The sequence below is a fragment of the Limnohabitans sp. T6-20 genome (assembly GCF_003063505.1).
Lineage (GTDB): Bacteria > Pseudomonadota > Gammaproteobacteria > Burkholderiales > Burkholderiaceae_C > Limnohabitans_A.
This window is the reverse complement of sequence record NZ_NERW01000002.1, coordinates 217,481-230,118: the sequence shown is the minus strand read 5'-3', so window position 1 is coordinate 230,118 and position 12,638 is coordinate 217,481. Positions and strand designations below refer to the sequence as shown.

The 12,638-nt window shown below is 59.5% G+C and carries 10 protein-coding genes; 9 read left to right on the top strand and 1 reads right to left on the bottom strand.

Annotated features, from left to right (window positions below):
- A complete protein-coding gene (gene ompA / locus B9Z33_RS07310) occupies nucleotides 1-648 on the bottom strand; it encodes an outer membrane protein OmpA (protein WP_108286374.1) in 648 nt (215 codons plus the stop codon).
- A 234-nt stretch (nucleotides 649-882) separates the two neighbouring features.
- Between ompA and gyrA the strand changes: the two genes are divergently transcribed.
- From gyrA to lapB, 9 genes are all read left to right on the top strand, one after another.
- Nucleotides 883-3,540: a DNA gyrase subunit A gene (gyrA, locus tag B9Z33_RS07305; protein WP_108286373.1), complete on the top strand. Its 2,658-nt coding sequence runs from the start codon at nucleotides 883-885 to the stop codon at nucleotides 3,538-3,540.
- A 3-nt stretch (nucleotides 3,541-3,543) separates the two neighbouring features.
- Nucleotides 3,544-4,635, top strand: a complete 1,092-nt coding sequence (gene serC / locus B9Z33_RS07300) for a 3-phosphoserine/phosphohydroxythreonine transaminase (RefSeq protein ID WP_108286372.1) — start codon at nucleotides 3,544-3,546, stop codon at nucleotides 4,633-4,635.
- 40 nt (nucleotides 4,636-4,675) lie between these two features.
- The gene (gene pheA, locus B9Z33_RS07295; RefSeq protein ID WP_108286371.1) at nucleotides 4,676-5,776 is read left to right on the top strand and encodes a prephenate dehydratase; all 1,101 of its coding nucleotides are present in this window, start codon (nucleotides 4,676-4,678) and stop codon (nucleotides 5,774-5,776) included.
- The gene (locus B9Z33_RS07290; RefSeq protein WP_108286370.1) at nucleotides 5,773-6,669 is read left to right on the top strand and encodes a prephenate dehydrogenase/arogenate dehydrogenase family protein; all 897 of its coding nucleotides are present in this window, start codon (nucleotides 5,773-5,775) and stop codon (nucleotides 6,667-6,669) included. Before pheA ends, B9Z33_RS07290 begins: the two co-directional genes overlap by 4 nt.
- A 3-nt stretch (nucleotides 6,670-6,672) precedes the next feature.
- A complete protein-coding gene (locus tag B9Z33_RS07285; RefSeq protein WP_108286369.1) occupies nucleotides 6,673-8,664 on the top strand; it encodes a bifunctional 3-phosphoshikimate 1-carboxyvinyltransferase/cytidylate kinase in 1,992 nt (663 codons plus the stop codon).
- A gap of 214 nt (nucleotides 8,665-8,878) precedes the next feature.
- Entirely contained in the window at nucleotides 8,879-10,558 is a 1,680-nt protein-coding gene (rpsA, locus tag B9Z33_RS07280) for a 30S ribosomal protein S1 (RefSeq protein ID WP_108286368.1), read from the top strand.
- A gap of 114 nt (nucleotides 10,559-10,672) precedes the next feature.
- A complete protein-coding gene (locus tag B9Z33_RS07275) occupies nucleotides 10,673-11,038 on the top strand; it encodes an integration host factor subunit beta (RefSeq protein WP_233252762.1) in 366 nt (121 codons plus the stop codon).
- 60 nt (nucleotides 11,039-11,098) lie between these two features.
- Entirely contained in the window at nucleotides 11,099-11,386 is a 288-nt protein-coding gene (locus B9Z33_RS07270) for a lipopolysaccharide assembly LapA domain-containing protein (RefSeq protein WP_108286367.1), read from the top strand.
- Nucleotides 11,376-12,533 (top strand): lipopolysaccharide assembly protein LapB, encoded by a 1,158-nt coding sequence (lapB, locus tag B9Z33_RS07265; RefSeq protein WP_108286366.1) that lies wholly within the window; start codon nucleotides 11,376-11,378, stop codon nucleotides 12,531-12,533. Before B9Z33_RS07270 ends, lapB begins: the two co-directional genes overlap by 11 nt.
- The last annotated feature ends 105 nt before the right edge of the window (nucleotides 12,534-12,638 follow it).

Below are 12,638 nucleotides of genomic sequence, written 5' to 3'. Positions count from 1 at the left end.
TCAGTTGGCGCGTGTGCCCACAACTTCGATTTCCACGCGGCGGTTCTTGGAACGGCCAGCAGAAGTCTTGTTGTCAGCAACTGGCTGCTTCTCGCCTTTGCCTTCGGTGTAAACGCGGTTTTTCTCGATGCCTTTGGACACCAAGTAAGCCTTCACAGCGTCAGAACGCTTGACAGACAGCTTCTGGTTGTAAGCATCCGAACCCACGGAGTCGGTGTGACCCACAGCGATGATGACTTCCAAGTTGATGCCTTTGACTTTGCCAACCAGGTCGTCCAGCTTGGCTTTGCCTTCAGCTTTCAACACAGCTTTGTCGAAGTCGAAGAATGCGTCAGCGGCATAAGTGACTTTGGTTGCAGCAGCTGGTGCAGGGGCTGGAGCAGCAGCCTTAGGTGCCACTGGTGCCGGAGCAGCCTGTGGAGCTGGTGCTGGTGCAGGAGCTGCTTTAGGAGCGACGATAGCGCCATCGCAACCGGCAGCTGCAGTAGCAGGTGTCCAGTTGGCATCGCGCCAGCACAGTTCTTGGGTGCCGTTTTTCCAAACGAGATCGCCGGAACCGTTGCGCCAGTTGTCAACAGATTGAGCGCCTGCGGCTGTTACGAGAGCTGCGGAGGCAAACAACATCGCCACTTTGTTGAATTTCTTCATGGTCTTCCTCTTAAGGGATAAAGCCGCAGACTCGCTGCGAAAAAAATACGCTCCAGATGACCGTCACCTGAACCGTTGACAAATATTGTGCCATAGACGGAAGAGGGAATTCATAAATCATGTGCTGACAAACTAGGCCTCACTTGGAATGAATGACAAATGTTGCATATCCGCGACATCCGCTTGCACCTAAAATCAGGGTTTCACATTGCGTCCAATACCCCTCTATCTTTTATGACCCAGTTCGCCAAAGAAACACTGCCCATCAGTCTGGAAGAGGAAATGCGGCGCAGCTACCTCGATTACGCCATGAGCGTGATCGTGGGTCGCGCACTGCCTGATGCCCGCGACGGCTTGAAGCCGGTTCACCGCCGCGCACTGTTCGCCATGCACGAGCTGAACAACGACTGGAACCGTCCTTACAAAAAGTCAGCCCGTATCGTGGGTGATGTGATTGGTAAGTACCACCCACACGGCGACCAGTCGGTGTACGACACCATCGTCCGAATGGCACAAGACTTTTCAATGCGCCACATGTTGGTGGATGGTCAAGGTAACTTCGGCTCGGTGGACGGCGACAACGCCGCGGCCATGCGGTACACCGAAATCCGGCTGGCCAAGATCGCCCACGAAATGCTCGGTGACATCGACAAGGAAACCGTCGATTTCGGCCCCAACTACGACGGTTCGGAAAAAGAACCGTTGGTGCTGCCTTCGCGCCTGCCCAACCTGCTGATCAACGGCTCGGGCGGTATTGCCGTGGGCATGGCCACCAACATCCCTCCACACAACCTGAATGAAGTGGTGGATGCTTGCCTGCATTTGCTGCGCAACCCCGAAGCATCCATCGACGAACTGATGGAAATTGTGCCGGCACCCGATTTCCCGACAGGGGCCATCATTTACGGTATGAGCGGTGTCAAGGACGGTTACCGCACCGGCCGTGGCCGCGTGATCATGCGGGCCAAGTGCCACTTTGAAGACATCGACAAAGGCCAACGCCAGTGCATCGTGGTCGATGAACTGCCCTATCAGGTCAACAAAAAGACCTTGCAGGAACGCATGGCCGAATTGGTGCACGAAAAGAAAATCGAAGACATCAGCCACATCCAGGACGAGTCCGACAAGTCGGGCATGCGCCTGGTGATGGAGCTCAAGCGCGGCGCTGTGCCCGAAGTGGTGCTGAACAACCTGTACAAACAGACCCAGCTGCAAGACACTTTCGGCATGAACATGGTGGCCCTGATCGACGGGCAACCCAAGTTGTGCAACCTGAAAGACCTGATCCAGGTCTTCTTGCAACACCGCCGCGAAGTGGTGACACGCCGCACCGTGTTCGAGTTGCGCAAGGCACGCGACCGTGGCCATGTGCTGGAAGGCCTGGCCGTGGCTCTGGCCAACATCGACGATTTCATTGCCATCATCCGTGGCGCGCCCACACCACCTGTGGCCAAGGCTGAGCTGATGACCCGCGCCTGGGACAGCCAGATGGTGCGCACCATGCTGACGCGGGCCCGTGATGACGGCTCGGTGATCAACGCTGACGACTACCGCCCAGAAGGCCTGGAGCGTGAATATGGTTTGGGCCAGGACGGCCTGTACCGCTTGTCCGACACGCAAGCGCAAGAAATTTTGCAGATGCGTTTGCAACGTCTGACGGGTCTGGAACAAGACAAGATCGTGGCTGAATACAAAGAGGTCATGTCCGAAATCGAAGACCTGCTGGACATCCTGGCCAAGCCCGAACGCGTTTCCACCATCATTGGCGATGAGCTGGGCACTGTGCGCCAGGAATTTGGGCAAACCAAGATCGGTGCCCGTCGCAGCGAGATCGAGCACAACGCACAAGATCTGGCCACAGAAGACCTGATCACACCGACCGACATGGTCGTCACCTTGTCGCACAGCGGTTACATCAAGAGTCAACCCCTGTCCGAATACCGTTCGCAAAAGCGCGGTGGCCGGGGCAAACAAGCCGCCGTCACCAAAGAAGACGATTGGATCGACCAGCTCTTCATTGCCAACACACACGATTACCTGCTGTGCTTCTCGAACCGCGGCCGCCTGTACTGGCTCAAGGTGTGGGAGGTGCCTGCGGGTTCACGTGGCTCACGCGGACGTCCGATCGTGAACATGTTCCCTCTGCAAGAAGGCGAAAAAATCAACGTCGTGCTGGCCCTGACTGGTGAGATGCGCACTTTCCCTGCCGACCACTACGTTTTCATGGGCACATCCATGGGCACGGTCAAGAAGACTTCGCTGGATGAATTCAGCAACCCGCGCAAGGGCGGCATCATTGCCGTGAACCTGGACGAAGGCGACTACTTGATTGGCGCGGCTTTGACCGACGGCAAGCACGATGTGATGCTGTTCAGCGATGGCGGCAAAGCAGTGCGCTTTGACGAAAACGACGTGCGCCCCTTGGGCCGCAGTGCCCGCGGTGTACGCGGCATGATGATCGAAGAAAGCCAGAGCGTGATCGCCATGCTGGTGGCGGGCGACGAAACGCAAAGCGTGCTGACAGCCACTGAAAATGGCTATGGCAAACGCACCTCGATTGCCGAATACACCCGCCATGGCCGGGGCACCAAAGGCATGATCGCCATCCAGCAATCCGAGCGCAATGGCAAAGTGGTGGCTGCCACTTTGGTGCATGCCGACGATGAAATCATGCTGATCACCGACACCGGCGTTTTGGTGCGCACCCGCGTCTCCGAAATCCGCGAGTTGGGCCGTGCCACGCAGGGCGTGACCTTGATCGGTCTGGACGAAGGTGCCAAGCTGTCCGGCTTGCAACGCATTGTCGAAAATGACGCAAATGCGTCTGAAGGCGAAGCCTCGGAAAGCGACACCGATGGCACGCCTGACGAAAATGCACCTGCGGCGGAATAAGTGATGGGGCGCGCTTTCAACTTCTCGGCAGGCCCTGCCGTGATGCCCGAAGCCGTGTTGCAACAAGCTGCAACCGAGATGCTGGACTGGCACGGTTCGGGTATGAGCGTGATGGAAATGAGCCATCGCGGCAAAGAATTCATCAGCATTTATGAGCAGGCCGAAGCCGACCTGCGCGAACTGCTGGCGGTGCCTGCCCACTTCAAGATCCTGTTCATGCAAGGCGGAGGCCTGGCAGAAAACGCCATCGTGCCTTTGAACCTGTCGCAAGGCGGGGCCATGGACTTTGTGCTGACGGGCAGCTGGAGCCAAAAGTCGCACAAAGAAGGCGGTAAATACGGCGCAGCGCGTGTGGCCGCCACGGCGCAGGCCGATGGCTTCACCACCTTGCCCTCGCCTGCCACTTGGCAAATTGGTGCAGACAGCCGCTACGTGCACATCTGTGGCAACGAAACCATCCACGGCGTGGAGTTTCATGAGCTGCCCGACCTGAAAACCTTGGGTTGCGATGCCCCCCTGGTGGTGGATTTTTCATCCCATGTCGCATCACGCTCAGTGAATTGGTCGCGCGTGGGTCTGGCCTTTGGCGGCGCGCAAAAAAACCTGGGGCCAGCCGGCCTGACTTTGGTCATCGTGCGCGAAGACCTGATCGGCCATGCCATGCCCCACTGCCCCAGCGCCTTTGACTACAAGCTGGTGGCCGACAACCAGTCGATGTACAACACGCCGCCCACTTACAGCATCTACATCGCCGGGCTGGTGTTTCAGTGGCTCAAGAAGAACGGCGGCATGGCAGCGATGGAACAACGCAACATCGCCAAAGCGCAGCTGCTGTATGACTTTCTGGACAACTCCAGCTTGTACGTGAACAAGGTGGCCAAGGATTGCCGCTCGCGCATGAACGTGCCGTTTTTCCTGCGTGACGAATCACGCAACGAGGCATTTCTTGCTGGAGCCAAAGCCGCCAACTTGCTGCAGCTCAAAGGGCACAAATCGGTCGGCGGCATGCGCGCCAGCATTTACAACGCCATGCCTATTGAAGGCGTGCAGGCACTGGTGGCCTACATGCGCGAATTTGAAAAAACACAGGCCTGAAGTTTTCACCCGAAACAGGCCGCCAGAAAGAACACGAGACATGAGCCAACAACCCATTCAGTCGGATGCCCTGGGTGCCTTGCGCGTGCAAATTGACGCGTTGGACAAACAGCTGCTGAGCCTGCTGAACCAGCGCGCCCATGTGGCCGAGCAAGTGGGCGAGATCAAACGCGCCGAAGGCTCGCCCTTCTTTCGCCCCGACCGCGTGGCGCAAGTCATCGACAAAATCACCCAAGCCAACCCCGGCCCGCTCAAAAACGAGCACGTTGCCTCGATTTGGCGAGAAATCATGTCGGCTTGCTTGGCCCTCGAAGCGCCACAACGCGTGGCGGTGCTTGGCCCCCAAGGCACGTTTTGCGAGCAAGCCGCGATTGAATTTTTTGGCAGCGCCGCCAACCTGATTTACTGCGCCAACTTCGACGAAGTCTTCCACGCCACCGCTGCGGGCACCGCCCAATATGGCGTGGTCGGCATGGAAAACTCCACCGAAGGCGTGGTGGCACGCTCGCTCGATCTGTTCTTGCGCTCGCCCGTGCATGTGGTGGGTGAAGTCAGCTTGCAAGTGCGCTTCAACTTGCTGCGCCAGCTCAACTCGGACGCCGGCATCGAGGTCGTGATGGCCCACCCCCAAGCGCTGGCCCAGTGCCAAGGCTGGCTGTCCAAGCACCTGCCGCATGTGGAGCGCCGCGCTGTGTCAAGCAATGCCGAAGGTGCCCGCTTGGCCGCCACCAACCCCGCCTGGGCCGCCTTGGCCAGCGAACGCGCAGCCAGCCAGTTTGGCTTGCACATCGTGCACCATGCCATCCAGGACGAGGCTTTCAACCGCACCCGCTTTGCCGTGATCGCCCTGCCCCAAACCTTGGCCACCCCACCCGCCTCGGGCAAGGACTGCACCAGCTTGGTGGTGTCGGTGCCCAACCGCCCGGGTGCCGTGCACGACCTGTTGGTGCCGCTCAAAAACAACGGCGTGTCGATGACCCGCTTTGAGTCGCGTCCCGCCAAATCGGGCCAGTGGGAGTATTACTTCTACATCGACCTGCAAGGCCACATCAGCGAACCGCATGTGGCCGCTGCCTTGCAAGAGTTGCAAGGCCTGTGCGCCTTCTACAAGGTCTTGGGGTCTTACCCCATTTCGGAATGACGTTCCAGCGCCTGGCCCTGATTGGCTGCGGCCTGATGGGTGGCTCGTTTGCGCTCGCCTTGCGCAAAGCTGACTTAGTGCACACCATCGTCGGCTTCAGCGCTTCTGAAAGAACCCGCCAACGCGCGCTTGAACTTAAAGTCATTGACCAAGCCTGCACCAGCGTGGCCGAGGCCGTGCAAGCCGCAGATTTGGTCTTGCTGGCCGTGCCTGTGGGTGCCATGCAAAGCAGCTTTGCCGCCATGCGCGATGCGCTGCTGCCCAGTGCCTTGCTGATGGACGTGGGCTCCACCAAATGCGATGTGATTGCAGCCGCGCAAGCCACCCTGGGGGATCGCCTGAGTTGCTTCGTGCCTGCCCACCCGATTGCGGGCAAGGAAGTCGCTGGCATCGAGCATGCAGAGGCCGCGCTCTACACAGAGCGCCGCACCATCCTGACGCCCCTGCCCAAAACCAGCATCCACAGAATGCAAGCTGCGCATGACGTGTGGACCGCCATCGGCAGCCATGTGAGCACCATGACCCCTGAGGCGCACGACGCCACCTTTGCTGCCGTCAGCCACCTGCCTCACATGCTGGCCTTTGCTGCGGTGAACGCTTTGACAGCGCAATCACAAGGCGCTGCATTTTTGGAGATGGCTGGCCCGGGCTTCCGAGATTTTTCGCGCATCGCAGCCTCCGATGCATCGGTGTGGCGCGACATCCTGAGCGCCAACCACGCTGAGGTGCTCACGCAAGTGGCGCACTTCCGTGAGGCCTTGGGCCAATTTGAAAATGCCTTGCGCCAGGGCGATACCGCCGCGCTGCAACACCTGATTCAACAAGCCAGCGATGTGCGCTCGGCCTGGACACTGCAAGCGGGTAACGCTTGCAACCAAGCTTCTGAAGACTAAACCATGTTCTCCACCGCTTTCCTCGACCTTCCTGCGCTGCAAGGTGCCTCCGGCACCGTCACCCTGCCCGGCTCCAAAAGCATTTCCAACCGCGTGCTGCTGCTCTCGGCCCTGTGCGAGGGCACGACCGTGGTCCATGACTTGCTCGACTCAGACGACACCCGCGTGATGTTGGCGGCGCTGCGCCAGCTGGGCTGCGGCGTGGATGTGGCGGGCACAACGGTGACCATCACCGGCCTGGGCGGTCGCGCTTGGCCTGCGGAGGCGATTGAATTCTTCATGGGCAATGCGGGCACCGCCATGCGCCCACTCACGGCGGCGCTGGCTGTGCAGGGTGGCGACTTCACGCTCAAGGGCGTGCCCCGAATGCACGAGCGCCCGATTGGCGATCTGGTGGATGCGCTGCGCGAACTCGGCTGCGCCATCGACTACCTGGGCAACGAGGGCTACCCGCCCCTGCGGGTACGCCAACCCACACTCCGACTCGACAAGCCCATCCCCGTGCGCGGTGATGTGTCCAGCCAATTCCTGACCGCCTTGCTGATGGCCCTGCCGCTGGCAGCGCAGGACCGTGCCATCAACATCGAGGTGGTGGGCGAACTCATCAGCAAGCCCTACATCGAGATCACACTCAACCTGCTCGCACGCTACGGCATTGCCGTCGAACGCCACGGCTGGAAACGCTTTGTCATTCCCGCAGGCAGCCGCTACCAATCACCGGGCAGCATCCACGTTGAGGCCGATGCCTCGTCGGCCAGCTATTTCATCGCTTTAGGCGCCATCGCGCAAGGTGACGGCATCCGCATCCATGGCGTGGGCGCAGACTCGATCCAGGGCGACATCCGTTTCATGGACGCCGCCGCCCAAATGGGCGCAAAGATCACCAGCGGCCCCAACTGGCTCGAAATTCAGCGCGGCGCCTGGCCGCTCAAGGGCGTCACGCTGGACTGCAACCACATCCCGGACGCCGCCATGACGCTGGCCGTGATGGCGCTGTACGCCGACGGCCCGACCACGCTGCGCAACATCGCCAGCTGGCGCGTGAAGGAAACCGACCGCATCGCGGCCATGGCCATCGAAAGCCGCAAGCTCGGCGCGACCGTCGAAGAAGGCCCGGACTGGATCACGATCCACCCCTTGCCCACCGGAAAATGGCAGCGCGCCAGCATCCACACCTACGACGACCACCGCGTGGCCATGTGCTTCTCGCTGGCCGCCTTCAACGCCGATCAGGTGCCGGTGCGCATCGAAGACCCCAAGTGCGTGGCCAAAACCTTTCCGGACTACTTCGAGGCCCTGTTTTCAGTGGCCACAACCGAAGCCACGCACATCCCAGTGATTTGCATTGACGGCCCCACGGCCTCGGGCAAAGGCACGCTGGCCAGCCGGGTCGCCACCCAGTTGGGCTACCACTACCTCGATTCGGGCGCGCTTTACCGCGTGACCGCCCATGCAGCCCTGCAAGCGGGCCTGACGCTGGAAGCTGCCGACGAACGCAAGATTGCCGATCTGGCCCGCCAACTGCCCGTGCACTTTGAAGGCGAGCAGGTGCTGCTGGGCGGCATGGACGTGACCGATGCCATCCGCAGCGAACAAGGCGGCATGAACGCCTCCAAAGTCTCGGTGCTACCCGCTGTGCGCGAAGCTTTGGTGCAGCTGCAGCACAGCTTTCGCCGCCTGCCCGGCCTGCTGGCCGATGGCCGCGACATGGGCACGGTGATCTTCCCGAACGCCCCCCTGAAGGTGTTTTTGACCGCCAGTGCCGCCCAACGCGCTGAAAGACGGCATAAGCAATTGATTTCTAAGGGTTTTTCGGCTAATATCGACAGTCTTCGCGCTGACTTGGAAGCGCGCGATGCACGGGACATGTCCCGCAGCGTTGCGCCCCTCAAGCCCGCACAAGATGCCTTGCAACTGGACAACTCGTCCTTGACCATCGAAGCCTCGGTGGAACAGGTGATGGTCTGGTGGCAAAGTCGGCAGGTTTTCGGTTGATCGACGCAAGTCAAAACACCGAACACGGCCACCCAGCCCGCCCTGTGCGGGCTGAATGAAGCTTCCACGCCGCTCCCTTCGTGCAGCTTGCACACCGGCAGCGTGGATTTTTAAAACCAACCGCGGTTCACACCGCACAAGCAACCGCCACAGTCAGCTCCTGGAAACGACGCATTCCGCGTTCGTCAGTCCTGTTTGTGGATGAGGAAATTTAATGTCTGAATCATTTGCCGCCCTATTCGAAGAATCCCTGACGCGCACGGAAATGCGCCCAGGTGAAGTCATCACCGCTGAAGTCGTGCGCATCGAGCACAACTTCGTTGTGGTCAACGCTGGCCTCAAGTCCGAGTCCTACGTGCCCCTCGAAGAGTTCAAGAACGACCAGGGTGAAGTCGAAGTCCAGGTCGGCGACTTTGTCTCCGTGGCCATTGGCTCCATCGAAAACGGCTACGGCGACACCATCTTGTCCCGCGACACAGCCAAGCGTCTGGCTTCCTGGATGTCTTTGGAAAAAGCCCTGGAATCCGGCGAATTCGTCACTGGCGTGACCAGCGGTAAAGTCAAAGGCGGCCTGACCGTGTTGGTCAATGGCATCCGCGCTTTCTTGCCCGGCTCTTTGGTCGACACACGTCCCACCAAAGACCTGTCACCCTATGAGAACAAGACCCTGGAATTCAAGGTCATCAAGCTCGACCGCAAGCGCAACAACGTCGTGCTGTCACGCCGTGCTGTGGTGGAAGCCTCGATGGGCGAAGAGCGCGCCAAACTGATGGAAACCCTGCGCGAAGGCTCCATCGTTCACGGTGTCGTCAAGAACATCACCGAATACGGTGCATTCGTGGACTTGGGCGGCATCGACGGTTTGCTGCACATCACCGACATGGCATGGCGCCGTGTCCGTCATCCTTCCGAAGTGGTCACTGCTGGTCAGGAAATCACCGCCAAGATCCTCAAGTTCGACACCGAGAAAAACCGCGTGTCCTTGGGCCTCAAGCAAATGGGCGACGACCCATGGATGGGCGTGAACCGCCGCTACCCACAGGGCACCCGCATGTTCGGCAAGATCACCAACATCGCCGACTACGGCGCGTTTGTGGAACTGGAACCCGGCATCGAAGGCCTGGTGCACGTGTCTGAAATGGACTGGACCAACAAGAACGTTGCGCCTTCCAAGATCGTTGCTTTGGGTGATGAAGTCGAAGTCATGGTCCTCGAGATCGACGAAGACAAGCGCCGCATCAGCTTGGGCATGAAGCAGTGCCGTGCCAACCCATGGCAAGAATTTGCTCAAAACACCAAGCGAGGCGACCGCGTGAAGGGCCCGATCAAGTCGATCACCGACTTCGGCGTGTTCGTGGGTCTGGCTGCCGGTATCGACGGCCTGGTGCACCTGTCCGACCTGTCCTGGAACGAGTCCGGCGAAAACGCCGTGCGCGAATTCAAGAAGGGTCAAGAAGTCGAGGCTTTGGTCTTGGCTGTGGACGTGGACCGCGAGCGCATCAGCTTGGGCATCAAACAGCTCGACTCCGATCCTTTCACCACCTTCACATCCATCAACGACAAAGGCCAGACCGTCACCGGTAAGGTCAAGACCGTGGATGCCAAGGGCGCTGAAATCGATCTGGGCGAAGACATCGTGGGCTACTTGCGCGTCAGCGAAATTTCACGCGACCGCGTGGAAGACGCCAGCCACGTGCTGAAAGTCGGCGACGAAGTGACTGCTGTGGTGGTGAACGTGGATCGCAAGACCCGCAACATCCAGTTGTCGATCAAAGCCAAAGACGCTGTGGACCAACAAGAAGCCATGGCTTCCTTGTCGCAGCAGTCTTCGCGTGAAAACGCCGGCACAACCAGCCTGGGCGCTTTGTTGCGTGCCAAGTTGGACAACAACTGATCTCTTTGATCTGAAGACGCTTGCTGTCTGAAAAGCCTGCCCCCGTCATGGGGGCAGGCTTTTTTCAGGCCGGTGCCAAGCACCTGCAAGTGGCATGAATAACGAAGTGACAACATGACCCGCTCCGATCTGGTTGAAGAACTCGCCGCCCGCTTTGCGCAGCTGACCCACCGTGACGCCGAACTGGCCGTCAAAACGGTGCTGGACGCCATGAGTGATGCGCTGGTCAAAGGTCACCGCATCGAAATCCGCGGCTTTGGCAGCTTTTCGATCAACCGTCGCCCACCGCGTGTGGGACGCAACCCGCGCTCGGGTGAGAGCGTTCAAATTCCGGAAAAACGAGTCCCCCATTTCAAACCTGGCAAAGCCTTGCGCGAAGCCGTCGATGCGGGCACACCCACTCAGACCCGTGGTCTGGCCAAAACAGGCTCTGTTGACCTGTTCACTCAAAACGCCACTGTGCCACGCGCTGAGTCTTGAGTCATGACCCCATTGCGGGGCCGCCCCCCGTTAGAATGAAGCCAGATTCCGAGGTCTTCCATGAAACGTCTGCTTCGGCTGCTTCAGTGGCTACTGAAAGCCGCTGTCTTTTTCACCCTGTTCGCTTTTGCGCTGAATAACCAGCAAGAAACGCGCGTCAATTTCTTTTTCGGCACATTTTGGCAAGCCCCAACCGTGTTGGTGGTGCTTTCAGCATTCAGTCTGGGTGTGATGGTCGGCGTGCTGGGCATGGTCCCTCGCTGGTGGCGTCATCGTCAGGCCGCTCGCCAGAATCAAGCGCCCAAAACCGAAGCCACACCTGCACCTGAAGCCCCACATGGAACTTGATCTGACCTGGATTTTGTTGGGTCTGCCCGCCGCTTTTGCATTGGGCTGGATCGCTTCTCGCCTGGACCTGCGCCAGATGCGCATCGCCAACCGGCAAGCCCCACGCGCATATTTCAAGGGCCTGAACTACTTGCTCAACGAACAGCAAGACAAAGCCATTGACGCCTTCATTGAAGCGGTCCAAAACGACCCCGACACATCCGAGTTGCACTTTGCCTTGGGCAACCTGTTTCGCCGCAGAGGCGAATACGACCGTGCCGTGCGTGTGCACGAACACCTGTTGTCGCGTGCGGATTTGAGTGGCGCTGACCGCCAACGTGCACAGCATGGCCTGGCACTCGACTTCTTGAAAGCGGGTCTGCTGGACCGTGCTGAAGAAGCGCTGCGCAAACTGGAAGGCACGTCTTACGAAGGCCAGGCACGCTTGGCGCGACTGGCGATTTACGAGCGCTCACAGGAGTGGCCCGAAGCCGCACGCGTAGCACGCCTGCTTGAAAACTCGGGAGAAGCCAACTTTGCGATCCGCATGGCTCACTACCAATGCGAACAAGCCCGCGAAGCCGTTCAACAAGGCGACGCTGTCCAAGCTCTGAAGATCTTGACGGCAGCGCTTGAAGCCACACCCGATGCCGCCCGGCCACGCATCTTGCTTGGGCAGCTGCAGCTGTCACAAGGCCAAGCCGAGCAAGCGTTTGAGACCTTGTCTGCGCTGTTTGCACGCTCGGACCTGGCTGCGCCACTGGCGGCCGCCAGCTTGGCCAAAGCCGCCCAAGCAGCCGCCTTGTCCAAGCCCGCCATGCAACTGCTCGAAACACATTACGCCAAGCAGCCTTGCATCGATGTGCTGGAAGCCATCACGGCGCTGGAATCCCATACGCCAGAGGGCGCGGCCGCATCGCACCAGCGCTACCTCGTTCATTTGGAAAAACAAGCTTCCTTGATGGCGGCCACCCGCTGGTTGACCGATGACAGCAGCGAAGCACGTCCTTTGCCTGCACCGGTTCAAAAAGCGCTGGAACAAGCCATCAGGCCCTTGGCCCGCTACCGTTGTGCCGCTTGTGGATTTGAGGCCAAAGAACATTTCTGGCATTGCCCTGGCTGCCAAGCTTGGGACAGCTACCCGCCCAGGCGCATTGAGGAACTTTGAGGATCAACTCAAAATCTGCGCTGTCAAATGATCCCGCCCTTGCAGCGTTTGTCCCTGATGGCCACAATGGTCTGAGCTGCAGGTGTGCTGCAGCCACACACCGCA